This window comes from Legionella pelazae (assembly GCF_052527395.1).
In genome coordinates, this window is record NZ_JBNVZS010000001.1 from 390644 (window position 1) to 416809 (window position 26166).

Here is a 26166-nt window from a genome sequence, read left to right on the forward strand (position 1 = left end):
TTTCCAAACACCTTAAGACCCAAGATCAGTAAAACGTACATAAGCATTTTAGAACTATTTTCTGCTGATACTTGCTTTAAATGACAGTTTGGAAGAATGTTATTATTCAACATAGCAGAAGAACTGTATGTTGCCAAGCAATACTAAATTTGGAACTGGAATCTATTGGGTATAGCTTAATATTCATCATTTCCTGTTATGATTAAACCTTTTAAATTTGTGGAATTTTAATGAAACGTCATGCATTTATAATTTCAGACGGAACCGGAATTACTGCTGAAAACCTAGCGCATAGCTTACTGACCCAATTTAATAATATTGATTTTGAGAAGCATATTACTCCCTATATTGATACTTTACCGAAAGCTCAGACCGCTGTTGAACAAATTAATCTCGTTTTTAAAAATACAGGTGTAAAACCTTTGGTATTTATGACTTTAATTAATCCTGATATAGCTAATGCTATTAAACAAGCGAATGCTTGTGTATTAGATTTATTTAATACCTTTCTTGGCCCTTTAGAAAAAGAATTAGGTGAAAAGTCATCTTATACTGTAGGAAGAGCCCATGGTTTCTCACAAGCTTATACCCATCGAATTATCGCCGTTGATTATGCGCTGGCACATGATGATGGGGTTAAAATAAAAGGCTATGATCAAGCCGATATTATTTTAATAGGCGTATCACGCTGTGGTAAAACACCCAGTTGTTTATATATGGCTTTGCATTTCGGTATTCTTGCAGCAAACTACCCTTTTACTGAGGATGAATCAAGTTATTCTCGCCTGCCTGAAAGCCTACGTCCCTATAAAAATAAATTATTTGGCTTAACTATCGATGCAGAAAGACTACAGCAAATACGCAATGAACGCAGGCCAAATAGCCGCTATGCTTCGGCTGAACAATGTCGTTTAGAGGTTTTAGAAGTAGAAGGCATGTATAAACGTGAAAATATCCCTTACTTAAATACTACTCGCTTCTCTGTAGAAGAGATAGCCACTAAAATTATCAGTATTGCGGGTATACCTCGTAAGTTTTGAGATAACTTAGTCTTTTCATTTAATAAAATTTGAACAAGTAATAAGTATAAACAACAATTTGAGCTAAAATTTAATAATTACTTATAAAATTTTTATTGTCATGCCCGATTTAGACAGAAGTTTTTACTTTTCTGAAACGCTGATCAAGGAAGTTTATCAAGATTCTCCTACAGGCAATATAGAAGTTAACGAGCTTATAAAACAGAAGCCCTATTGGATTTCTCCAACTGAACAAAAACGACCTAAAAAATTAATTCTTGCTGATTGGAGTGCACGCAATTGGTCTGAAGAAAAAATCATGACCGTTATTGAAAAGCTTACTCATCTCATCGACAATGGTTTTTCTATTGAAATATGGCAAAACGGTAAACTTGTTACTCTAACAAAAGATAATATAGCCTCACTTAGAGAAGAAAGTGTACGTTATGCCATAACTCCTGCCTTTCCCGAAGAAATTAGAGCAAATAATAAACTATACAATCAGGAAAATACACTTATTTTAGATAATTATTGGATTTCTTATTTACTTAATAAAAGTCATTTAACATCAGCTCGTGGCCTTAAAGTCAGTGACTATATTAGCTTGTCTGAGAAGGAACAAGCCAAAGTAATTGCAATCTTACAGGCTAATTCTCCTTTTACCCATCTTATACATGATGTTTTTTCTAAAGACGTAAACTTAGCATGTAAAAAATTAAAAAATCAGTTCCCAGATCTAAAAATTATAAAACATTATGAAAAAATTGACTTGGGAGAGATTAAAAAGGTTCTTACTAGTTTTATAAAACAAGGACAAGCAATTGTTGTGAAGGGCCTTACATTAACTCAAAATGACTTTAGAACAATAACAGATATTGAAAGCAGATCCCTTAATATTCCTACCTTAGAATTACAAGCATTATTAACAATGACTACTGAACTTCGTAGGCTAAAAATTGCTATAGGTGAGGATGATAGTAAAGGTAATCTAATATTAGGAGAAGATAGCCTAACTAGGCTTGAAAGTCTGATTTTAAGCACGATGACAATGGGCAATATAAAAGCACTCCTTAAGAGAGCCTCGAACTTAAAAATGTTAGAGATAGCTGACTCAACTGCCTTGGCTAAAGAAAGTTTATTACCAGATGACTTAGAAAATCTTAAAAATTTGGAAGAATTAAGCTTCCAAATTACCGTCAAAGAGACTGATTTCATCTTTAAGAATTTCGCCTTATTAATGGATGCAACGCGCAACATTAAAAGGCTTCATTTAGAAGGCTTCTATATTCCTAACAATATACAGATACCTCCTTTTTTGGAAGAGTTTAAGATAGATCGTTGTATTATCTCAGGCGTTATTTTACAGAAATTGTTTACTGATGCGCCTGTTAAAAAAATTTGCTTTATTGGGACCAGTGTTATAGATAAAAGTGAAATTAGATTAAACACTCATTATCTAGAAGAGCTCGTTGTAAACGCGAGTAAATTAGATATATTAACGCTTAATTTATTTCTTAAATCGGCATCTCAACTTAAAAAACTTACTATTAAGAATATTAGAGAAATAGACAATACTAGTCATTTAGAGCTTGAAAAAGAGAGTCTTAGCTATTTAAATGAGATTGATCTTTCTAATACTGACATTTCAGTAGCCACTTTATCAGAATTATTACTTGCTGCACCTAATTTAAAAAAATTAAATTTAAATGATTGCATTAACTTAGCTGACTTGTTGAAAGTAGCTTCATCTCTAACTCAAATGGAAGAATTGAGTGCTTCTTCAAGCAATATTTCAAGTACAAACGTACAAACAATTCTTACTTCTTCACCTAGACTTAAAAAACTCAATCTTGCTAACTGTGAAAATTTATCAGAAGTGATACAACTAGCTGAAAACAGCTTAGCTTATTTAGAGGTGATTACACTAAGTGGAAGCCACATTCATACACTAAGTTTACAAGCTTTGATCTTAGCTTCACCTAACTTAAGGGAATTAAATTTATCAAATTGCCCAACCTTACTAAGTAGTGGAAAAATTAGCCAACAAAACTTTTCTACTCTTGAAATACTTGATTTCAGTTTTAACAAGACTGTTGCTGATAATTTGCAAAGTATACTTACTACAGCTGTTAACCTTAAAAAATTGGTTTTAAGTAGTACTTATTTAGCAGGTGAGCTCTCTCTTACTCAAGGAACTTTAGCACACTTAGAGAGATTAGAATTATCACCTAGTTATCTTACAGCCACTAACCTAGCAAATTTGTTAAAAGCCGCCCCACATATTAAAGAATTAGATTTAGCAGTTGTTTCTTCTATAGGTTCTTTTGAACTTAACCTTCCAGAATTAAGTCTTAAGAGATTAGAAAAGCTTAGTTTAATACCTGGTAACAATAGCACTATCCAATTCTTATTAGCTGCAGCACCAAATCTTAAAACAATTACACTTTATGGCAATAGCAGTTGCAAGTTAATTGATAATTTGACGCTTGCAGAAAAAGGTCTACAACAATTAGAAAATATAACTTGCTCAGACATCAACTTCTCCGCTTCAGCCTTACAGACCTGGCTTAAAGCAACACCTAACCTTAATACCCTTAAATTAGAATCTTGTTCTCTTTTGCAAGGGCAATTTGACCTTCTGGCAAATAGCTTACCAAATTTAACAGAATTAAACTTAAGCCAAAGTTTTGTTAGTCCAAGTAATTTATTAATGTTATTGAAAGCTTCACCTAAACTTACTACGCTTGATATAAGTCGTGGCGAGGCGCTATTAAACCCAATTAAGATATTACCCAATAGCCTTATGCACTTAAGGGAAATTAATTTAGCAATCACGACAATTAGTGTAGATAATTTAAAAGCATTATTGAAAGCTGCACCTAATCTCAAAAAAATTCATTTATGGGGCTCTAATATTAACGACAAGTTAATTGATGAAGAGTTAAAAGATTTACTAAGCCATATAGAAGTTACAGGCCTTGAAAAGAAATCAGATGTTGCTAAAACACGTTCTGGTAATTTAACCAAACAGGATAATACTAGAAACAACGATGAAAAAGTACCTACCAGTCAAGATGCTTCCCCTAAACAAGAATCTATTGCAAGAGATAGATCTCATAATCCAGCTGATCATAGAGAGTTTATCCCCCCTTCTGATGATTTTGAATTCCAATTTCGTGGCCTCAATCAAACAAAAAATCAAGGCATGATTATTGAGAAGTTATCGCAATATTTATCACTAACAAATCAACATTTAGAGCAGATACCCAAAATTCAAGATGGTATTTGTGATGCGCTGTCTCACTTCTTTAAAAAAACTAATAATGTACAGACATGGAATAAATTTATTGACCGAATTGCTAACTGGGATGGAAAAAGTGAATCCCTAACAGATTCACTTAAACAAGATTTCAGTAAATTGTTAAACTATGTAAAAAAATATCAAACAAGTCGCCTTTCATTTCTTAGCCAGCACTATCTAGGGGATAACCTAGCTAATTTCCTAGCAAAATTGCAAGAATCTGCTATTTTGACTAATCCTTGGCATGCGATTGCGATTAAGCCTGAACCTGATAGTAACGATTGGATTGTCTATGATCCTAATTTTGTTGGAGGTGCTCGTAAAGTCAAACATAATGAGCTCGCGTCGATTATTCATCAGGCTTTGGGCAAATTGGTTTCAGTTGAGACATTAATTGCGCCAATAAAACCAAAAATCAACGATCCACAGGCTTTTTTGGAAGAAGGCGGTTTATTAACTTTAGTTGATTGCGCTAATCTTAAACTACTATTAGAGCAATTAACACCAGTGAAAGATCTGTCCATTCCCGCCTTAGAAGGACTCTTGTTGCGTGATAATGAAGGCATTCCTGCCTGGGTCATTGGATTAAGAGAGGCTAAGCTCAATACTTTCACGCAAACACTGCTACAGCAATTTATCGCCAAAATACCTGACCCTATCTCTGCTTTACAGCATAGTATTGCCCACTTAACGGAAATACAGCGACGCGAAATCTTAACTTATCTACTGCTTGTTAAACCTTTGAAAAAGGTGATTTTAGATAAAGACAATACCACTAAACGAGAAACAACTGTCAATTTGGCAGACATCATCCATCATCCTAATTTCCTTCTGAGAGATTATGAAAAAGCATTTACCACCTGGAAAGCACCGAAAAGTGTGACAGAAAACCTCAAAAGCTATTGCCTAACTTGTGTGCAACCGGCAGTTCATAAGAAACGTTTAATTAAAGTAAGCTCATCTGAAGAAGTCGAGGCTTTAAATTATGCCTTAGAACACCACTGCCAAAGGAAAAGTCGTCCTGTCTTTCGCATTGAACACCCAGATGACTTACTGTGTGCCTCGCCGTTTGTGGCGTATGACGATAAAACCCAGACCGGCCAGCTACGGAAAGGTCCCGGTGGGCGATTCTATGATTTTTTAAAAGCCAATCAAGGTAAAGCGCCGGTTATCTTAGTTAATTATGACCGCTTCTCAGCCAGTGACCTCGTTCGCTTTAATAGTTTGTTAGATGAAACACGTAAAGTCGATGGCATCCCATTGCCTGCTGAAGATGCCTTGGTAATAGGCGTTATCAATACCCAAAAGCCTGATTGTTATCAAGGCTCTGATTTTTATTCCCGTTTTGATGTTGTAGAAACCTGTCCAATTCATCGAGCCCCTTTAGTTGCTGGCGTGCCTGAATTGCCTGTTCAGGACATGACTATAGAGCAGACCCAGAACAATTCTTATATTATTAACCTCTATCAAGCACCGGATTGGGAAAATCAACTATTAGGGCACTGGGTTTTAGACGGTGATCAATTAACCTTTCAAAAGGGTGAATTAGCTAAAGCGCTGGACCATGGCAAGGCCATTGAGCTTCACAATGCCCCCTGGCAAGATGACTCATTTGTCCGATTCTGGCAAAGCGCCTATCTACGAGGCGCTATTCAAACGCCAGGACCGCGCCTAACATTTCCTAACGACATCAAGCTGACTAAGCGTAAGGGCTATAATTGGGAATCCCTACAACAAGACGTGACCTTTAAACCTGACCTCGATGGAAAGGCAGACACCGCTGTTTTAAACCCAACCTTATACAGCGACTTCTTAAGTCGTTATCACTTAAATGGCACAGCCATTAAGCATGTCCCAGGGCTTATTGAAGCGGCAAAAGGGAGCACGCTTACCGTGAATCTCACCCGGGCTTTAAGTGAACATGAGTGGGCAAGGCTATTAAGTACTTGCCAAACTCATCAAGTGAAGCTCACTGTCTGCTGCGCGCCAGGCGTTCATTTACCACCTGCACTCGCCTCATTGCGGACAGAGCCACATTCATTACCTAATTGGACGCGTCAAATCGCTACCACTCAAGTCTTGGTGAGCTCTGAATTAGATACGACCGTAGCGATGGTGACGAAAGAAAAAGGTTGGACCGTCATTGACGTTTCCGAGTGCAAGCCGTCTGATTTGCTTTATCGGCTATCGGGTGAATTTAAGAAAGAAGAGTTACGTTTTGAATTTAAGGGTGAAAATAAAGCCTTATTGCAAGCCTTAGATGCCAAGAAAAAAGTCATTTTAAAAGGCAGGTTTTCTGCTGAACTCCGTGATGCGCTCGCGCCGCTGCTTATCAAACGCTTAAACCACCAAGAGCCAGCAGGCCAACTTGTCTTAATCACTGATAAAACCGATGATTTTCACTTTGCCAATCCACAACGTCATGATGTTACTGTAGAGGAAAAACGAGTCCAATTAGGCACGTTAGAAGAAAACATTGAAGCCAAGTTAGCGCCCTACCTTGAGCAAGAATCCTTAAGTCAGTTAAACGCACGCCTTCGCTATTTACGCCTACATCCGACTCAAAAAAACAGTGATAACGCCTGGCTGGGGCTCTATGACTTGCCTCTTAATCGCCAAAAACTCCCGGCGTTTAATCCAAAAACAAGTGAGGCAGAAGCCAAAGCATTTACGCAAGCCAGACGCAATGAGATTAATGCGATACTTGCACACTCCCCCTTCGTCTTTTTAACGGGCCTGTCCGGCGTGGGTAAATCGACGTTTGTGGAGCGTGAACTTTTAGAAAAAGATGAAGGCGAACTGTTGATTGGTGAAGCCCGTATTGAAGATTGGGCACGCAGTAAAAAACCAGGTAAGAAAATTCTCTTTTTAGATGAAGCCAATTTAAGTCAAAAGCAATTTAGTGAATTTGAAGGATTATTTAATAGCCCACCGACCCTATTAATTAATGGGGTTTTATATGAGCTGTCGTCTGAGCATCAAGTTATTTTTGCCGGTAACCCATTAACTTATGGCGATGAAAGACAGTTAGCACCCTTCTTTAAACGCCATGGTAATGCCATTGCGTTTAGTCCACTGCCACCCGCTGTTTTATATGAAAAAATTTTAAAACCCGTTTTTGCAAACATTGGGATTACGCCAACGCAGCAAGAAGAAATTAGTCAATCTATCCTTAAGGTCTATGGCTACTTATGCACCTTATCAACCACCGATATTTTAATTACCCCACGTGAGTTGCAAATGATGGCGCTTTTGGTGATGTCGCAATATACCAAAAACCCCCATGCTGACATCAAAGTACTGACAGAGCAGGTCATTCATGAGGTGGCCTATCCATTAGTTCCTACGACACGGCGTGTTGAATTTGCTAAGCAGTTTCCAGCCCACTTGTTTCCTGAATCATTAGACACTTCGACACAACGATATGGAAAAAACGAGTTTACTATTACCCACTCTCGACGAGCTATTGTTAAACAACTGGAAGACTTACTCGATTTATGTGAACTGCGCGTTGAGAAAAAAAAGTCGTTTAATGAAGACCAAGCCTATGGCGGACTGGGCGGCATTATTATTGAAGGCGAGCCTGGTATTGGTAAAAGTGAGCTCCTACAAATGCTTTTGGCTGCACGCGGTTATCAGGAAGTCCATAATGTTAACAGCGCTCCCAAAGAAAAACCCTTTTATGTCATTGCGCCGAGCTTGCCGTTCGCTGAAAAAAAATCGCGCTTACTACAAGCCTTTCATGAAGGCGCCAAAGTCATTTTAGAAGAAATCAATAGCTCACCTATGATGGAGCAATTACTCAATAGCTTATTGATGGGCAAAACGCCCGAAGGCAAACGACCCGAAAAACCTGGTTTTATGGTTTTTGGCACCCAAAATCCAACCACAATGGCCGGTAGGCGTGCCGCGAGCACGGCATTGTCAAGACGTTTAATTACTACCACGCTAACCCCCTATCCTACACAGGAAATGGTAAACATTTTAGTGAGTGAAGGGTTACCAGCTGAGCGGGCTAAAGTCATGGTGCAGGCTTTTGAAAACCAAGTCGCTTTTGCCACACAACATCGCTTCTCCCCTGCCCCTAATTTTCGCGATTTAATTCATTTAGCAAAGAAGGAAGTAGCACAGTTAAACAACCCAAGTAATGTTCAGAGAACTGAGCAAATTCTCAATTCTAGGGATTTCTTAATTAGAGTAATCGAAAATTACATGCAATTACGTGATGCTCAAGATGAGGTTATATTACCTTTTCAATTTACTAAAGAGCAAAAAAAACATGCCGCCCAACAGTTAATTAACGCTTTAACGCAACCTGAATCATTTACATTTATTAATTCATCAGATAGAAAAATACTACTGGATGGTAAACTATTTACAGCTATTCATAGTGCTTTAGAGAAAGAACCCGGTCGAAATTTACATAGTACACTAGATAACGCTAAAAAACCGTTTACTTCAGTTAACGATTTAATCGATTTTTTAAACCAACGTAATCCTAAAAAAGTGCTACATATATTGCTACAAGATTATAAGGATCAGGCTTCAAAGGAAGGAAAAGTCTATCAGTTTTTTGGCCAATCTAAAAAACAATTAGAAATAGTTACCAGGTTACTTTCCGCTTTAGAGACTAAAGAAGAGATATCAATAATGGCTGCAGAAAAAGTTATTTTGATGCAAGGAACCTTAGGTGATAAAATTAGAGAGCTTAAGGCTAGCTATGAACGATATAATAACACTCAATTAAAAGATATTGAGCAATTATTTAATAATGATGGTAAACAGCCTGGCCAGATTAAAAGAGAGCAACTACCTTCATATTTATCATAATAGTTTTAAGAGAAATGATCTTTTCCACTCCTTTATTTTCTAATTGAAAAACCTGGTGCAACTGCTATCCAAACCATTTAAGACTTATAAATAAAATAATTGCATAAAATTCAAGGTTCTTAAAACTATAAACGCTTGGTGTTAAGCTGTGGACCTTCTGGTTTAATTATAAAACTAAAAGATCTTCCTCGCTTTAGATAATTATATTACGCTTGCCATAAAGCCATAAAATCAATAACATTTAGTGCACTCAACACATTAGTATCATTCATAACTTGCGCAATTTGATTATATTTTTCTTGATTGAAACGGCTCTTAAGATTGCGCTCAAATTTCTCTAATAAAACAGGAACACCTTCTTGCCGCCGACGCTTATGGCCAATGGGATATTCATTTGTAATCAGATCTGTTTCACTACCGTCTGTAAAAATTATTTTTAGGCTATTAGCAATTGAACGTTTCTCTGGGTCATGATAATCCTTGGAAAATTGCTGATTCTCGGTCACAACCATTTTTGCCCGTAACGCGTCAATACGAGGATCAGCAGCTGTAGAATCCTCATAATGTTCAGCTCTTAAATCGCCATAGATTAATCCTATAGCTATCATATATTGAAGACAATGATCTCTATCAGCAGGATTATGTAGCTCGCCTTGTTTACTAATAATTCTGATTGCTGATTCATGAGTAATTATTTCAATGCGCGCAACGCTATCTAATTTGCCCTTCACCAGTGAATGTAGCTTAACAGCACACTCAACTGCCGTTTGCGCATGAAACTCAGCAGGATAGGATAGTTTAAATAAGACATTTTCCATTACATAACTACCATAGGGCCTTTGGAATTTAAATTCATTCTGCTTAAACAACGCATCATAAAAACCCCACTTAGGAGCTGTTAGTGCGCTTGGATAACCCATTTCCTTTTGCTTTGCTATCAATGCCAGCCTAACCGCTCGTGAGGTAGCATCGCCAGCAGCCCAAGATTTTCGGGAGCCAGCATTTGGAGCGTGTCTATAGGTTCTTAAGCTTTGGCCATCTACAAAGACTTGTGATAGAGCACTTAACATCATGTCTCGATCACATCCTAACAACCAACTTGCAACAGCTGTACTAGCAACCTTAACTAAAATAACATGATCAAGGCCAACTCGATTAAAACTATTCTCAAGTGCTAAACAACCTTGAATCTCATGTGCTTTAATCATCGCAGTAAGCACGTCATACATAGTAAGACCTGACTGACCTTCCCGTTGAGCTTGACGACTTACATAATCAGCAACAGCAAGAATAGCACCTAAATTATCTGAAGGATGTCCCCATTCTGCTGCTAGCCAAGTATCATTAAAATCAAGCCACCTAACCATAGCACCAATATTAAAAGCCGCTTGAACAGGATCAAGCTCATATTGGGTACCTGGAACTCGAGCTCCACCTGGTAAATCTGCACCAGGGACAATAGGCCCTAATAGTTTAGTACATTCAGGAAAATTAAGGGCTAATATACCGCATCCTAAAGTATCCATTAAGCAAAAACGGGCTGTTTCATAAGCAGCAATACTTTCAATCTTATAATTTAAAACATAATCAACGATATCTACGATAACCTTGTCATAATCGGGTTTAATATTATCTTCAACATATGTATTCATTTATTCTCTATCCTTAATAGCTACAAAAGGACGGGGAGCGGGACCTGTGTATTCTGAACTGGGTCTAATCAAACGATTATCTGCTCGCTGTTCAAAAACGTGGGCCGCCCAACCTGTAATTCGCGACATCACAAAAATAGGTGTAAACAGAGGAGTCGGAATATCACCATAATGGTAAGCAGAAGCGCTATAAAAATCTAAATTAGGAAATAATTTCTTTTCACGACGCATAACGGATTCAACGCGCTCTGAAACCTCAAACAACAAAGTATCGTTTTTAGCTTGCGCTAGTTTTTTTGACCAAGCTTTAATGATATCAGAGCGTGGATCAGAATTTTTATAAACCCGGTGTCCAAAACCCATGATTTTTGCTTTATTAGCTAACATGAGCATTAATTTTTCTTCAGCATCATCAGGCGATCTAAATTGTTCTAATAGCTCCATAGCAGCCTCATTGGCTCCACCATGTAAAGGTCCGCGTAGTGTTCCTATAGCTGAAGTAATTGCAGAATAAAAATCAGCCAAGGTAGCCGCAGTCACTCTGGCTGCAAAAGTAGAAGCGTTAAATTCATGTTCAGCATATAAGATTAAGGAAACATTCATCATTTGTCGCTCAAGATCTGTTGGTGTCCGACCATGTAATAATGAAAGAAAATGTCCCCCAATTGTTTTTTCCTCACTTAAACCACTAATTTCTTTACCATAAAAATGATAGATATACCAAAAACACATAATGCCAGGAAACAAGGCAAGTAATCTATCAGCAATATCGTATTGTTGAGAAAAATCATGTTCTGGCTCTAAAGTACCTAATACTGAACAGGCAGTACGTAGCACATCCATAGGATGAGCCTGCTTTGGAATAAGCTTTAGTACATTTATCAAAATACTTGGTATATGTCTTAAGCCAATAAGCTTTTCTATATAGGTATTCAATTCATTTTGAGTGGGCAGGCGACCATAATGGAGTAAGTATGCTACTTCTTCAAAGGAAGCTTTCTCGGCTAGCTCATCAATGGAATAACCACGATAATTAAGGCCACTTCCTTCTTGCCCTACAGTGGCAATAGCTGATTGTCCAACAATGACCCCGGCCAATCCTGCTGTATTATTAACCATCTTGTTCCTCCATTAATTGATCTAATTGCCTCTCGTAATTATGGTAACCTAAGACTTCATAGAGCTCTTCTCTTGTTTGCATTTCTTTTAACAATTTTACCTGTGTACCTTGACTTAATATTGTTTTGTAAACTGTCAAAGCAGCTTTAGACATAGCGCGAAAGGCACTTAAAGGATAAAGGATTAATTTTACACCTACTTCAGCTAACTCTTCTGAAGTAAACATAGGCGTTTTACCAAATTCAGTAATATTTGCTAAAATCGGCACATTAACAGCTTGCGTAAATTGCCGATAATCAGCTAAAGATGTAATCGCTTCAGCAAAAATCATATCCGCACCCATTTCAACATAAGACTGTGCTCTTTCAATTGCAGCACTTAAGCCTTCCATAGCGCAGGCGTCTGTTCTAGCCATAATAACAAAATTTTCATCTACACGCGCGTCGACTGCAGCCTTAACTCGATTACCCATCTCAGTTTTTGAAACAACTTCTTTATTAGGCCTATGTCCGCAACGTTTAGCAAGAACTTGATCTTCAATGTGGATTGCTGCAACACCTGCACTTTCCATAAGTTTTACAGTACGCGCGATATTAAAAGCATGTCCCCAGCCTGTATCAACATCAACTAATAAAGGTAAAGAGGATGCTTGAACAATGCGTCGTACATCTTCTAAAACATCAGTTAAATTTGTCATACCTAAATCAGGTAGGCCATAAGAAGCATTAGCAACACCTGCGCCCGAGAGATAAATCGCCTGACATCCCGCCTGCTCAGCAAGCATGGCGCAATAGGCATTAATTGTTCCTACAATTTGTAGTGGAGGCTGTTTTGCGACCAATTCACGAAAGACCCGTCCTTTTGAACTAATCATTACCTAGTTCCTTTTTAGTCAGTGAATGAACTTTTTATCATGACATTAAGCCGATAGCAACTTCAAGTTGTTGTGGTTTAACTTTCAGAAAAGTAAACATTAGGTAGAGATAAGCCTTGGAATTTAAACTAACGTATTTCAATTTAGGTAAAGGGAGCAGCCTATTACTTGAATGAATAAGAGGCATAAAATGCCTCTTATCTCGAATGCTTACTATTTAGGCGAGACTTCTTTCCACCAACTTGTTTTAGTCTCAGTAGCCCATTGTTGCTCACGCATACGTGCAACAAATGCTTCAGTTTTTTCAGGTGTAGAAGATTCTTGATTAAGTTTAATACACCAATCCCAATCACCCATAGTAGACCACATATTTTCTACACCATCCCACTTTGCCATAGCATTTATTTCAGACCAAGGCTTATTAGTTTTCATAAAAATTACGCTATTCCATGCTTTCATTTTAGTCCTCATTAAAAAATTAATAAAAGCTAAAGTATAGACTTCAGCTTATTTAGCTTAGTCTAATTTTTTAAATCATGCTAACTTTTTAGCAAAGCTTATTCTCTTGCATAAGAAATCAAACTTATTCAGAATTAGAGGTTAACTGGATTGCTTAATATCTACTAATAATGAAAAAAGGATTTTTGCTAGCTTGTGCTGCTTGGCTTTTACCTCTTACCTCTTTTACTGCTCAAACTGAAGTGGCAAAAATTTGGAATACGGTGACTATTAATATTAAGCATAATAACTATCGATTCTATCTAGAGCCACAATTACGCATTCAAGATGCGCCAAATAAGCTAGATCAAGCATTAAATAACGTAGGATTAGGCTATCTTGTTAGGCCTACGCTAGCCTTATGGATAGGAACAACGTCACTGATTATTGGTTCATTATCAGATGAGATACCTAATCGAAGAGAATTTAGAGTTTGGCAACAGATGGTCCTATCCGACAAAATTCAGCAATCCGATTTACAATGGCGAACGAGGCTTGAAGAGCGTAAGCGAGAACAGTTTTCAGACTTAAATTATCGTCTACGTACCCGCTTGACAATAGAACAACCTTTTTATAAGTCTTTAAGTTGGGTCTGGTTTGATGAATTTTTTATAAACTTAAACAGGCCAACCTGGATTACTAGTAATACTATTGATCAAAATCGTTTCTTTATTGGGGTTGATCACAAGGCTTCTAAGACTTTGACTGTTGGTCTGGGCTATTTAAATCAGTATATTTTTACTAAACCGCCTTTAGTAGGCCATGTTGCTTCATTTTACCTTAAATGGGAAAATAATTAAGCAATGCATTAGACTTCTTCGGAAACTCGCTACAGAGAGTACAGTGCGAGAAGACACGGCGCGCAGAACCGGAATGTACACTGAGTACATGAGGATTCGAGCACCGTATCAACGAAGCAATGCGCCTCTATAGTAGAGTTTCCGAAGAAGTCTAGCTTAGATTACAAGTTGGCCTTTTGAATACCACCTACAATATCCAGACATATAAACGCGATTATCTTGTACATCACAAAAAATATCTCCCTTTCGCTCTAAACCTTGTATTGCATGTAATTGGGTTTTATCCAAGCGTTTAGACCAATAGGGTGCTAAGACACAATGTGCTGAACCTGTAACCGGATCTTCAGCAATATTATGTTTGGGATAGAAACAACGGGAGTAAAAATCAGCTTCACTACTTGTACTCGACAAAATTAATCCACGTTTAGGCAAATTTGCTAACAGATTTATATTAACTTGTGCTTGAATAACCTGCTCTTCTTCGCCCAAGATTGCTAAATAATCGAGTTCGCTTTCATATAGTTCTAATATGGGTTGATCAACTACGGAGTCTAATAATTCTGAAAACTTACATTTTTGGTAACTTAGACGCGGAAAATCTAATGTATAGAGATTGCCCTGCTTACTTACACTAATAGGGCCACTCAAACTAGAAAACTCGATTGTATCTTTAGACGTTTTACCTAATTCAAATAATACAAATCCTGCCGCTAAAGTGGCATGGCCACATAAACTAATTTCACCTTTAGGAGTAAACCAACGTATATAGAGGCCAGAATTATTCTCAATAATAAAAGCAGTCTCAGAAAGATTATTTTCAGAAGCTATAGCCTGCATTAATTCATCGTTAAGCCAATTATCTAGAAGACATACGGCGGCAGGATTACCATGGAATATTTTATCGGTAAATGCATCTATTTGAAAAATTTCAATACTGTCCATGGCTTGACCTCTAAATTAAACTTTAGGAATGAGGCTGAAGATTACCTATCTCAATTTAAATTAGCAAGTTCATTAAGGAAAATAAAACAAAGCTAATTTAAGATAAAATTCATCTCTAAGTTGTTAAATAAACTGTTCCCAATTTATAATTAAATTATAAAGAATTACGATTTACATTATTAACAAGTGTAAACTGTATTCCCATAGGGCAGCTCTTATTAGCTTCTTTTTGAATTAAGGATTCAATTAACATGATAAGCTCTCTCATTTCTAATTTAGAATCACTCTCCTCGTCTTTAATACTATGCCTTAAAAATGGAGAATATTGTTTTACAGTTTGCATCACTTCCTTATTTAGAGAGGTTAAATCTAAACTGCATAAGTCTTTAAATAAAATTGTAAATAAACGCAATAATTCAATAAAGTTATCTTCCCTTGTTATAGAAAATCTTCTAGTCTGTTTATTCCTATCATTTTGTATTACGTTCACAATTTGATTGTAAGCAATTTGAAGCTGCTCTGCTAAGGCCTGCTCAAACTCTTTTTTGGAAAAAAGGCTAGCCTGATAAGCCATATTTCGACAGTTCTCTTGTTTATAATACGCTATTAATTCCTTTTTAGTTGGCCGTAGTAAATTTAAAGAAGAAACCATCAGTTTAAATTGATTATGCAGGTGTGCATAATTGATGAGGTTTACAGCCTTATTAATTTCAAGACCATTACTAAGTGTCTCGCAAGTATGAAAGAGAAATTCTTGCATTTCTACATCCTGCTCTCTTAGAAGAGGAACTTTAAAAAGTGCTTTCTTTACTGCTTCCCATAAATATCCTTTAGCTACTTCCTTAGCTGAAAAAAATCCGTAATGATAACGCCAGGAAAATGCCTCATTATTAACTAGTTCATCGAGCACAGGTTTTAATAATTGATAAGTTATTTCTATGTATTTTAACTGAATAGGAAAGTTAATCTCCATTGGCGGGATAGTTATCTTTTTGGCTAAAGGACCCATCTCTATAAGCTCATCTTCTTCTGTAGAAAAAGGCCTACTAGGTTTTAATTGGCCTTCCCGTAATTGCTCAAGATATTGCGCCAATGTCCATACTTTCATAATAAACTCCTTTTATATCCTATTGCTAAAGTATAGAACACTGAGTATAGGTACTATAGCCCATAAACGTTAAGCTAAGCATTTTCTCTTATATCTTCTACAACCTGACAGTTATAACTATAGACAAACTATATTTAGGTAAGGCAATATAAAAGAGAAATTTTTTGATTAATTTACATGACGTTAACATTTATTACGTGATGCTGGCTTTTGTTTAATCATTTCTTTAAGAAGAAAACGAGCGGGCGATAAAAAACGAATAAATGAAGATGGCAAAGCAAAAGGTTGCTTAGTAATTAAGGCACTTAACCAATCGGCACAGAGGGGTATCGTTGTTAAACCTCGAGAGCCGAAACCTGCAAACACATATAGACCATGATAATAACCACCGATGATAGGTAACCACCGCTTTGGATCTTTAGCTAGAGGAGAAAAGAGTTCCTTAAAAACAGGCTCATTAGGTAGCGGCCCTACAATTGGAAAGTAATCTGGTGTTGTGGCACGTACGCCCATCCAGTGGCCAACTACGGTTTTAGGTCCTTTCAAGTTAGGCATTAAAACATTTAATTTAGCTAAATTTTTTTCATCCTCAGCTTGCCTATTCTCTAAACTTGTTTTATTAGGATGATAAGTAGCACCAATAGCGTGTTCATTATTAAAATTAGGTAAAATATGACCTTGACCGCAAATAGGAATGGCTAGTTTTGCTAATTCAGCATGTGTTTTAATAAATGTTACCTGCCCACTGGTAGGTGTTAGTGGCAAAAAAGAAGATTCATAAAATTGATTGGCTTGATAACCATTAGCAAGTATCACCACATCGGCAGAAAATCCATTACAAAACCAGGTCTTATTATCGTAATATAAAGTATTAATTTCATAATTAGCAATATGATGTATTTGTGAATCGGCAACTAAAACTTTACAAAGCTCTTTACAATTTATCCAACCCGATAGCGGCAAAAATAAAGCATCATAAAAGATCTCTAAATTGGCATATAAACTTGCTTCTTTTGCCGAAATTAACTGTCCTAACTCAGGATAATGAGCAAACAAATGAGTATGGATTTTCTTTAATACTTTTTGCTCTCGGCTATTATGAGCAAGTTGTAGAATACCATTTAATTCACCAATAAAATTAGATAACAAGGCTTTTTTATAAAAAGAATGAGCGTATAAATAAGCAGTTAACGTAAAACGGGCTATAGGAGATTGAAAAGCTGAAAACTGGGGATATAAAATAGCTTGTGTATTACCGGATGCGCCACTTGCTAACTCTTTTTGATCATCAAGTAAAAAAACTTCACACCCCTTATTAGCCAAAAAATAAGCAATAGTACATCCCGCTAACCCACCGCCAATTACGATCGCTTTAGGTATTTTTTGAGTTTTTGAAGATGGCATATACCAGGGTGTTTGTTTTATTTTAATAGGCTTAAGCGGTTTATCTAATTGCGCATTTAAAATTTGCTTGCTAGAAATTAAACTATTATTTTTCTTGATTTTAAAACCCACGTTTTGCAAAAAAGCCTGGGTCGTTTTTTGCACACCTACACCAGTTAAAGTAGTTCTCGAGGTAGATAAGAGCGCTATTGTAGTAAAAAATTCATGCTCTTTTGCCCAATTCCTAAGATTAGTTTCCTTAAGAAACCAGGCATCGATACTAAAATGCCGCAATTTATATTCCAAACTATTTTCACCACAAATAATTAATTCCTGAAAACAAGAGTCCAAATCACCTAACATTAAAATCAAATTAATTCTACCTTGTTCAAAGCTTAAATAATGAAAGCCAGGTACTAAAATAGGATATTGCTCTAACAATAAAGCTGCTTGTGGTTCTAACTTTGGAAATTTATTTAAGATTCTTGCTAAATCCGTTTTTTTTAAAGGTAGAGGTTCACAACAGATATAATAAAGCGCTGCTGTATCTGGCGCATATTTTAGCCAATATTGCCAACTTAATAAGAATGTTAAACCTGTCTGAAACTGAGTATCAGCTAGAGTGAAGTGACTTTCTTGATTTGCTACAAGTTGTTGCCAACGCGTTATAAGTTTATTGCCAACAATATAAGCTTCTTCAAGATCTAATTGTGTATCAGGTAAACAATAAAAACTATCAGTCCTGATGGAATAGGGTAGATTGTCACACCACTCTAATTCCATCGTCTTTATTGAACTAAATAAACGACTCAATTAAAACTCTAACTAAACTAAGCAGCAATTAAAGAAACTTCATCTTTGACAACTTGTTTTTTGTCATTCATCCATCTTTTTACAATAGGAGATAAAAGGCATAAAGATATACTCGCTGCAATTGCTATACAGCCTAGAATTAAAAAGACATGGCTATAACCAGCATTTGTTACAATAGGGTTAACAGTATTATGGCCTACTGTCATCCAATTAGAACTATAACTCGATAAGGTTGCACCTACACCAGTAGAAAGCATCCAGATACCCATCATAACCCCTTGCAATGAGTTTGGCGCTAAAGCACCGACCATAGCATAACCAATAGGTGAAATAAGTAACTCACCTGCGCTTTGTAATATAAAACTCATTACTATCCATTCTGGCCCTACTAATCCTTTTTCATTGGCATTAGCAATACCTATAGGTAAAATAGCAAAGGCAACACCAATTAAAAGCAATGCGAAAGCAAATTGCATTGGAATATTAATATAAATCCCGCGTGCTCGCATGCGGTTAAATAATATACTTAATAAAGGGCCACCTAAAACAATACAAATGGTATTAATATTTTGAAACCATTGAGGTGGAATAGTTAACATTAACCAATGACGTTGCACATTATGGGCAATAAAATGAGTTAATCCCATTGGCCCAATTTGATAAAGCATCCAAAATACAATACCTATTATCATTAATATGCCAAAGGCAAATATCTTTTCTCGAGCTTCTTGTTCAGATTGCTTAAATGCTAATAAGTAAATAACGCCAACCATAGTAATCCCAGTAAAAAGTACTAACTTATTAGCTAAGTCTGCAAAATGCAGTAAAGGACTTAAAATAAAAGGAAGACAAATGACCATTAATAAGCCTTTCAAAGAAGAACGAATTTGTTGACGCTTATCAAATTGGGCGTAAAGACTATATTTATCTGCCAAAGCATGCCAGTAATATAAACAGATTAGCAAAGCAGCCAAATTACCAATACTACTTAACAGAAATAAACGGTGATAGTTGTGAAGCAATTGAAAATAGCCACTTAAACTAAAGCCTGCAAAAAAACCGATATTCATACCGGCATAATTATAAAGAAAGGCACTTTCGCGTCTTATATCTTCTGGCTTAAATCGCTGAGTTAACATGCAATTTAGGCAAGTTACATTTAATCCAGAACCTGTCAAAAAAGCAGCCAGTCCATAATACAAATAATTTAAATCAACAAAGGCAAGTAACAAACAACCTATTATTTGCGCTAACATCCCCACACAAAATAAAGCGCGATAAGATAAAAATCGCCCTCCCCAGTATCCACCTAATAAATGGAGGGCATAATTAAATGCTACAAAAACACCCATGATACTGTTGGCATATTGAGCTGTTAAATGCAATGGGCCGGTCATATAAAGAACTAAGGTTGAATACAAAACACTAAAGCTTAAGGTTGAGAAAATTTGAATACAAAAAAGTGCAAAAATACTTTGAGAAAAAAAACCACCCAGTGATTTATTGCTATCTTTAATGGACATTTAATACTTCCTCTCTTCACTCTAGTCTTTTGACTATGCCATGCAATTTTTTAACTGTCTATGTTCACTTTCAATGAAAAATTACAAACTTCATTATCTTTTAAAAATGTAAATCATTTTATTTACAAAATGTTATTTTTAAAGCATATTGATATATTTTGAACAGAGGAAAATACTCTATACCTCTAGTCATAAGTTTTTTCAACTTTCTGCTACAGTATATTATTAATAAAAAGGTTACCAAATGCACAGAAAAATTTATTTATCAGGCATTGAAAAAAGACCTGGAAAATCGTTTGTTTCACTAGGAATCGTTGCCATTTTACAAAAACATTATTCACTACATTGCATTAAGCTATTTAAAGAACTTGATAATAACCAAACTTCTCTTTTGCAAAGCTTAACTCAAAATTTTATATATCCAACTATGTCTATTAACCAAGCTATTAATATGATGCGCGAAGAGCCAGATGCTTTATTCTCAACAATTTTTGCAATGATTAATACCGAAAAAGATTATGAGATTACTTATATAGAAGGAAGCGATTTTGAAAGTGATAATGATGTTTTTGAATACGAATTTAATTTAACTTTAGCGGCACAATTAAATTGTGAAGTTATTCTGACAGTCTCAGCAAAAGATAGGTCGTTAAACCACATGCAATCTATCATTGCAACTGCACTAGAAATTAGTAAGCGCAATCATGCAGAAGTCATTGGGATTATTGTTAATCGTGTTCCACTTAAAGATGAGTTTAAAGCTTATGAACTTTTTAAAAATCAATTTCCTCATTTAACATTTATTATCATTCCTGAGTTTGAAAATTTAGCAAACCCATCTATGCAGGAAATTGCCAATAAACTAAATGCCATTGTCCTATGCGGAAAAGATGAATTGCACCGCACTGCAAAACAATTTACGGTCGCCGCTAAAACAATTGGTAATTTCCTTGAATCTAGGCTTAAACGAGATGGCATGTTAATCATTACGCCTGATGATCGCATCGATATTTTACTAGGTTCACTATTAGCTGACCAATCAAGCTCTTATCCGAAAATAGCTGGCATTGTCCTTACCGGAGGTGAAATGCTAGGTAAAACAATTCGAGAAATTATTTCCGGCTTAGAGCGCCCTTTTCCAGTCTTGTTAACAACCCATCATACTTATGAAACGGCTACTTCATTATTTTCGGCTAAGTTTAGCCTAACCAAGGATAATTCAACCAAAGTAAAAGCAGCCATTGAGGCCATGGAAACTTATTTTTCTCCACCTATCTTAAAATTAATTAATCAAACAAAAAGAATCTCAGGCTTAACACCTGCCATCTTCTTGCATGAATTAGTTAATAAAGTACGCGCCAATAAACGGCATATTGTTTTACCAGAAGGAACCGATTCTCGGATTTTAATTGCAGCTGATTATCTTTTGAAGCGTAATATCGTCAATATTACTTTACTGGGTAATAAAGAAAAAATTAAACTCCTAGAAAAACGAATGCAGCTTGATTTAAATCATGCCAAAATTATTGATATTGAAGAATCAGAAAAAAAAGCTAGCTATGCAAAACAATATTGGCAGCTTCGGCAACATAAAAATGTTAATTTGCCCATAGCGCTTGAGCGCATGGCTGATGTTAATTATTTTGCTGCCATGATGGTTTATTGTGGCGATGCTGATGGCATGGTGTCAGGCGCGGAACATACTACAGCAAGCACCGTAAGACCTGCTTTAGAAATTATAAAAACAAAACCTGATGCAACTAAAGTATCATCTATTTTTATCATGTGTTTACCAACCCGGATTTTAATTTACGGCGATTGTGCAATAAACCCAGACCCAGACAGTCAAATGCTGGCTGAAATTACCCTCAAAGCTGCAGAAATTGCCGCACATTTAGGTATTGAACCTTATGCTGCACTTTTATCCTACTCCTCTGGTACATCAGGTCGAGGAAAAAGTGTTGATAAAGTTATTAAAGCGGTTGAAATTCTTCATCAAAACTTCCCAGACATGTCTGTTGAAGGACCCATGCAATATGACGCTGCTGTGGATGCTGAGGTAGCAACGAAGAAGCTTCCGGGTTCAAAAATTGCAGGCAAAGCAAATGTCTTAATTTTTCCGGATTTAAATACAGGCAATAACACTTATAAAGCTGTACAGCGGGAAACAGGTGCACTAGCCATTGGTCCTATTTTATTAGGTTTAAATAAACCTGTTAATGATTTAAGCCGTGGTTGTACGCCACAAGATATAATCAATACTATCTTGGTTACAGCATTACAAGTTGAGGATAATTATGAGCATTAGTCAAGTCATTAAACAAGATTGTATTTTAACGATTAATGCTGGCAGCTCATCGATTAAATACAAAGTATTTAGTCAACAAAATAATCATCAGATTATACCTTTATTATCTGGATTAATTGAGGGCATTGCTGAAAGATCAGGCCTTTGGCACCATTATAAAGTGCAAAAAGAACAACGTTCACATCATTTTGCTAATCATGAAGAAGCATTTGCTGAATTAGATAAGCAGCTTAAACAAGATTTACTTAATCAAACCATTGTGGGCGTTGGTCATCGAGTCGTTCATGGCGGGCAATATCTATGGCAGCCAACAATTATTACGCCAGAAGTGCTTAAAGAGATTAAAGCCTTGTCTAAATTAGCACCACTACATAATCCTATCAATGCCGCTGGCATTGAATATGCTCAGGCCCATTTTAAAGAAGCGGTACATGTCGCACTATTTGATACAGGTTTTCACCATACCATGCCTAAACATACTCATTCTTATGCAATAGACGCTCACCTAGCGCAACAATTTCATATTAGACGCTATGGTTTTCATGGCATTAATCATGAATATGTAAGTTATGAGGCAGCGAAATTTTTAGAAAAGCCTGTTGCAGAGTGTCACTTCATTTCATTACATCTAGGAAATGGCGCAAGTGCTTGCCTGATTAAAAATGGGAAATCTTTTGATACTTCAATGGGTATGACGCCTTTAGCAGGATTGGTAATGGGGACACGTTGTGGTGATATTGATCCAGCTATTCCCATCTATCTTCAACAGCAAGGATTGGAACTATCCACAGTCAATACCGTACTTAATAAGCAAAGTGGCTTAAAAGGAATTGCTAATAACAATGACATGCGCGCTGTTTTAGCAAATTATCATGCCGGCGATGAAAATGCAGTTCTTGCTATAGACATGTATGTTTATGCTATTCAAAAAATAATTGGTGCTTATTTAACTCAAGCAAAAAAGCTCGATGCTTTAATTTTTACTGGCGGCGTAGGCGAAAACTCAGCCTTTATTCGCGAAAAAGTGGTATCATCTTTAAATCATTTCGGTTTTATTCTAGATAATGATTTAAATCAAAAAAATAAACAAAAACAGTGTTATGTCATATCCAAATGCGGAACTCCCATTATGATTGTACCGGGCGATGAAGAAAGTTGGATAGCACAGAAAGTCTTTGGGAAATTAACTCACTCATTAAAATAATTTTTGCATACTTTAAACAGCGAAATAGATAAAAATAACTGGCGCATAGCTATTTAGGCTTTATAGATGCGCCAATTGTTAGTTTACCTTAACCTATTGTTGACCCACACCGCTTAACTCAGCTGCCCAATAAGTGGTACCAGGTAGAGTATCCCATGGATTAGGCAGTGTATCAGGTGTAATATAAACCCAGCCAGCATGTCTTTGTTTAGTTAAGCTTATAGCATTTGTTAATGAACTATAAGGCGTAGCATACAATAAATGCCAAAAACGAGATGCAGGATACTTTGTTTCCCAACCACTAGGACGCCAGTTAATATAAGCGTTATAGTTGGACTCAAAAGTCACTAAAATATCAGCTGCATTAATATAACATTCAGGTGTATTAGTACCAAAATTGACTATTGTAATCGCCTTACCGCTCTTTGCTTTTACAAAGTTATTTAAATTTTGATAATAGCTAAGTTTACCGCAACTTTCAGAAAAGCCCTCATCGAAAAAGATACCATCGACTTGATACCAGTTATAATATCTGTTGATATCTGCCTTTATAGCTTTAAGGCTACGTTGACCATAACTGGTGTAAACATAACCCAATACCGATTGACCTGCATTGTGATTTCTTATAACTTGCGCTGCATAAGCAGGATCTTTTGTCGTGCCAGGGCCATTAAACGGGTTAATTAAAGCAATATTGGCGGTTGGTGCTCCTTTAATTAATTGATCCCAATAACAGTTTGTTGTACCGGTACAAGGATAAAAGTAAGAAGGAACGGCGATCTTTTGTGATGTAGTATCATTGCAATTTGAATTAGCAGGATAAGAAAGCGTCATCTTTGTTAGAGAGGATATCCCTGCAGGTGACTCAACCTGATAAAGATAATCTAAGCTTCCAGCGCAATTCTTATTAGGTAAAATATCTTCGCGCTGGACAGTCCAGGTTTTAACGTTCCCAGAAGTTACAGAAATTGCCTTAACAGGCGTCCAATTCCAACCAGGTCCCACATATTTATAAAGCGTTTGATTCTCAATAAGATAATTGGCCATAAGTCCACCTTGCGGAAAACCATTATCTGCTTGAGGTTCAACATCGATATAAACTCGATAGAAATCCTGAGTAGCGGTCACTTCGTATGAAAAAGTTACACCATTTGCATCAGCACTCGCCTTAGGATTAATAATTAAATTATCAGCCAAAGGCGATGACCATAACGAACTTACATAAAAAAACAAAAAAATTACGTAGATTTTTTTTAAACTCATTTTATATCCTTATTCTGTTTTTAATTCCTTTAAAAAATTAATTTTTTAAAGTTTTTTTTAACCAAAAGATCAGTATAAATGAGTTAAGTTAATTTACTAAAGTAATCTTTTAAAATTTTATAAAATAAAATTTATATCAAAGATAAAAAACACTTATTTTTTATATAAATTTATTAATAATTTATTGATTAAATTAATCTTTTTTTAAATCTCTAAATACTTTTTCTGCAGCTTCAATAGTTAAGCTAATTTCCTCTTGCTTGTGTGCACTAGATAAAAAGCCCGCTTCATACATAGAAGGAGCAAGATAAATTCCTTTTTCAAGCATTTTATGATAGAAGCGTTTAAATAAAGCTTCATCAGAAGCAGCAACGTCTTGATAGCTCCATACCTGTGATTTTTGGGTAAAGCAAAAGCCGAACATACCACCTAAAGATGCCTGGCAAAAAGGAATAGAAAAGGCTTGTGCTAATTCAGCTAAACTTGTCATTAATAATTGGGTATGAGAATCTAATTGTTCATAAAACCCTGGTTTTTCTATTTCGCTTAAAGTAGCTAATCCAGCAGCCATAGCTAAAGGATTACCCGATAAAGTACCCGCCTGATACACACTACCTTCTGGCGCTAAATAAGACATAACTTCTGCACGACCGCCGACTGCACCAACCGGCATACCACCACCAATCACTTTACCTAAGGTAGTAATATCAGGCGTAACATCATAAAATGCCTGCGCGCCACCTAGCCCAACTCTAAAACCTGTCATTACCTCATCAAAAATTAATAAAGATTGATGAGTATCACATAATTTACGAAGTTCATTTAAGAAACCTGGCTTAGGTTGTACAAAACCCATATTACCAGCAACAGGCTCAATGATAATAGCAGCAATATCGCTAGGATACTGGTTAAACAACGCTTCAACTTGCTCTAAGCTATTAAAATCAGCAGTTAAAGTATGTTCAGTAATACTTTGTGGAATACCCGGTGAGGCAGGAATACCTAATGTCAAAACCCCCGATCCAGCTTTTACTAAAAGACTATCATTATGTCCATGATAGCAACCATTAAATTTGATAATTTTATTTTTCTCTGTATAACCGCGGGCTAAACGGATCGCAGTCATTGTAGCTTCAGTACCGGAATTAACCATTCTTATCTTTTCGATAGCAGGCATTAACTGAATTATTTTTTGCGCTAATTTAATTTCAAGTTCAGTGGGTGCTCCAAAACTCATACCTTGCTGCAATACCTCTTCAACTGCTTGAATAACTTTCGGATGACAATGACCTAAAATTAAAGGGCCCCAGGAACCTACATAATCGATATATTGACGGTCATCAACGTCTACTAAATAAGCACCTTTTCCCTGCTTAAAGAAAACAGGATTTCCACCAACACCTTTAAAAGCACGTACTGGAGAATTTACACCCCCAGGTATTATGGCTTGAGCTTGGGTAAATAATTGCTCAGATTTAATCATTATTACTTCCTTTAGGCAAAATAACTCTTATTTTACTCCATCCAAA

General features: G+C 36.2%; 15 protein-coding genes. 5 read left to right on the forward strand and 10 right to left on the reverse strand.

The window, feature by feature from the left end; translation table 11 throughout:
• Positions 1-230 precede the first annotated feature (230 nt).
• Together ppsR and ACQUW5_RS01760 are read left to right on the forward strand one after the other, a co-directional pair.
• Complete coding sequence (ppsR, locus tag ACQUW5_RS01755) at positions 231-1040, forward strand: posphoenolpyruvate synthetase regulatory kinase/phosphorylase PpsR (RefSeq protein ID WP_444989410.1); 810 nt, start codon at positions 231-233, stop codon at positions 1038-1040.
• A gap of 100 nt (positions 1041-1140) precedes the next feature.
• Positions 1141-9150 carry an AAA family ATPase gene (locus ACQUW5_RS01760; protein ID WP_444989412.1) on the forward strand — a complete coding sequence of 2670 codons (8010 nt, stop codon included), beginning with the start codon at positions 1141-1143 and terminating at the stop codon, positions 9148-9150.
• Between the two features lie 206 nt (positions 9151-9356).
• Here ACQUW5_RS01760 and ACQUW5_RS01765 read toward each other — a convergent pair whose 3' ends face one another.
• The 4 genes from ACQUW5_RS01765 to ACQUW5_RS01780 form a co-directional block, all read right to left on the reverse strand.
• The gene (locus ACQUW5_RS01765; RefSeq protein WP_444989414.1) at positions 9357-10802 is read right to left on the reverse strand and encodes a bifunctional 2-methylcitrate dehydratase/aconitate hydratase; all 1446 of its coding nucleotides are present in this window, start codon (positions 10800-10802) and stop codon (positions 9357-9359) included.
• Positions 10803-11921 carry a bifunctional 2-methylcitrate synthase/citrate synthase gene (prpC, locus tag ACQUW5_RS01770; RefSeq protein ID WP_444989416.1) on the reverse strand — a complete coding sequence of 373 codons (1119 nt, stop codon included), beginning with the start codon at positions 11919-11921 and terminating at the stop codon, positions 10803-10805.
• Positions 11914-12795 carry a methylisocitrate lyase gene (gene prpB, locus ACQUW5_RS01775; RefSeq protein ID WP_444989418.1) on the reverse strand — a complete coding sequence of 294 codons (882 nt, stop codon included), beginning with the start codon at positions 12793-12795 and terminating at the stop codon, positions 11914-11916. Before prpB ends, prpC begins: the two co-directional genes overlap by 8 nt.
• Positions 12796-13008: 213 nt before the next feature.
• A complete protein-coding gene (locus ACQUW5_RS01780; RefSeq protein WP_444989420.1) occupies positions 13009-13254 on the reverse strand; it encodes a hypothetical protein in 246 nt (81 codons plus the stop codon).
• Positions 13255-13424: 170 nt separating this feature from the next.
• Between ACQUW5_RS01780 and ACQUW5_RS01785 the strand changes: the two genes are divergently transcribed.
• On the forward strand, positions 13425-14093 hold the full coding sequence (locus ACQUW5_RS01785) for a DUF2490 domain-containing protein (RefSeq protein ID WP_444989422.1): 669 nt from the start codon (positions 13425-13427) through the stop codon (positions 14091-14093).
• A gap of 156 nt (positions 14094-14249) precedes the next feature.
• Here ACQUW5_RS01785 and ACQUW5_RS01790 read toward each other — a convergent pair whose 3' ends face one another.
• The 4 genes from ACQUW5_RS01790 to ACQUW5_RS01805 all read right to left on the reverse strand — a co-directional run bounded on the left by ACQUW5_RS01790 (position 14250) and on the right by ACQUW5_RS01805 (position 19862).
• Positions 14250-15035 (reverse strand): PhzF family protein, encoded by a 786-nt coding sequence (locus ACQUW5_RS01790; RefSeq protein ID WP_444989424.1) that lies wholly within the window; start codon positions 15033-15035, stop codon positions 14250-14252.
• Between the two features lie 154 nt (positions 15036-15189).
• Positions 15190-16143 (reverse strand): hypothetical protein, encoded by a 954-nt coding sequence (locus ACQUW5_RS01795; RefSeq protein ID WP_444989426.1) that lies wholly within the window; start codon positions 16141-16143, stop codon positions 15190-15192.
• A 183-nt stretch (positions 16144-16326) separates the two neighbouring features.
• On the reverse strand, positions 16327-18339 hold the full coding sequence (gene mnmC1 / locus ACQUW5_RS01800; protein WP_444989428.1) for an FAD-dependent 5-carboxymethylaminomethyl-2-thiouridine(34) oxidoreductase MnmC1: 2013 nt from the start codon (positions 18337-18339) through the stop codon (positions 16327-16329).
• A 17-nt stretch (positions 18340-18356) separates the two neighbouring features.
• The gene (locus ACQUW5_RS01805) at positions 18357-19862 is read right to left on the reverse strand and encodes a peptide MFS transporter (protein ID WP_444989430.1); all 1506 of its coding nucleotides are present in this window, start codon (positions 19860-19862) and stop codon (positions 18357-18359) included.
• 244 nt (positions 19863-20106) lie between these two features.
• Here ACQUW5_RS01805 and pta point away from each other — a divergent pair, with 244 nt between their 5' ends.
• Together pta and ACQUW5_RS01815 are read left to right on the forward strand one after the other, a co-directional pair.
• On the forward strand, positions 20107-22170 hold the full coding sequence (gene pta, locus ACQUW5_RS01810) for a phosphate acetyltransferase (RefSeq protein WP_444989432.1): 2064 nt from the start codon (positions 20107-20109) through the stop codon (positions 22168-22170).
• On the forward strand, positions 22160-23374 hold the full coding sequence (locus tag ACQUW5_RS01815; RefSeq protein ID WP_444989434.1) for an acetate/propionate family kinase: 1215 nt from the start codon (positions 22160-22162) through the stop codon (positions 23372-23374). Before pta ends, ACQUW5_RS01815 begins: the two co-directional genes overlap by 11 nt.
• A 93-nt stretch (positions 23375-23467) precedes the next feature.
• On the opposite strand, the gene ACQUW5_RS01820 is transcribed toward ACQUW5_RS01815, so the two are convergent.
• Complete coding sequence (locus tag ACQUW5_RS01820) at positions 23468-24637, reverse strand: spherulation-specific family 4 protein (protein WP_444989435.1); 1170 nt, start codon at positions 24635-24637, stop codon at positions 23468-23470.
• Between the two features lie 193 nt (positions 24638-24830).
• A complete protein-coding gene (gene hemL, locus ACQUW5_RS01825) occupies positions 24831-26120 on the reverse strand; it encodes a glutamate-1-semialdehyde 2,1-aminomutase (RefSeq protein ID WP_444989437.1) in 1290 nt (429 codons plus the stop codon).
• Between the last annotated feature and the right edge of the window lie 46 nt (positions 26121-26166).

Excerpts from the sequence above, each read along its gene's own strand:
- ppsR (WP_444989410.1), top strand. The coding sequence starts at position 231 with ATGAAACGTCATGCATTTATAATTTCAGACGGAACCGGAATTACTGCT.
- ACQUW5_RS01760 (WP_444989412.1), top strand. The coding sequence starts at position 1,141 with ATGCCCGATTTAGACAGAAGTTTTTACTTTTCTGAAACGCTGATCAAG.
- ACQUW5_RS01765 (WP_444989414.1), bottom strand. The coding sequence starts at position 10,802 with ATGAATACATATGTTGAAGATAATATTAAACCCGATTATGACAAGGTT.
- prpC (WP_444989416.1), bottom strand. The coding sequence starts at position 11,921 with ATGGTTAATAATACAGCAGGATTGGCCGGGGTCATTGTTGGACAATCA.
- prpB (WP_444989418.1), bottom strand. The coding sequence starts at position 12,795 with ATGATTAGTTCAAAAGGACGGGTCTTTCGTGAATTGGTCGCAAAACAG.
- ACQUW5_RS01780 (WP_444989420.1), bottom strand. The coding sequence starts at position 13,254 with ATGAAAGCATGGAATAGCGTAATTTTTATGAAAACTAATAAGCCTTGG.
- ACQUW5_RS01785 (WP_444989422.1), top strand. The coding sequence starts at position 13,425 with ATGAAAAAAGGATTTTTGCTAGCTTGTGCTGCTTGGCTTTTACCTCTT.
- ACQUW5_RS01790 (WP_444989424.1), bottom strand. The coding sequence starts at position 15,035 with ATGGACAGTATTGAAATTTTTCAAATAGATGCATTTACCGATAAAATA.
- ACQUW5_RS01795 (WP_444989426.1), bottom strand. The coding sequence starts at position 16,143 with ATGAAAGTATGGACATTGGCGCAATATCTTGAGCAATTACGGGAAGGC.
- ACQUW5_RS01805 (WP_444989430.1), bottom strand. The coding sequence starts at position 19,862 with ATGTCCATTAAAGATAGCAATAAATCACTGGGTGGTTTTTTTTCTCAA.
- pta (WP_444989432.1), top strand. The coding sequence starts at position 20,107 with ATGCACAGAAAAATTTATTTATCAGGCATTGAAAAAAGACCTGGAAAA.
- ACQUW5_RS01815 (WP_444989434.1), top strand. The coding sequence starts at position 22,160 with ATGAGCATTAGTCAAGTCATTAAACAAGATTGTATTTTAACGATTAAT.
- ACQUW5_RS01820 (WP_444989435.1), bottom strand. The coding sequence starts at position 24,637 with ATGAGTTTAAAAAAAATCTACGTAATTTTTTTGTTTTTTTATGTAAGT.
- hemL (WP_444989437.1), bottom strand. The coding sequence starts at position 26,120 with ATGATTAAATCTGAGCAATTATTTACCCAAGCTCAAGCCATAATACCT.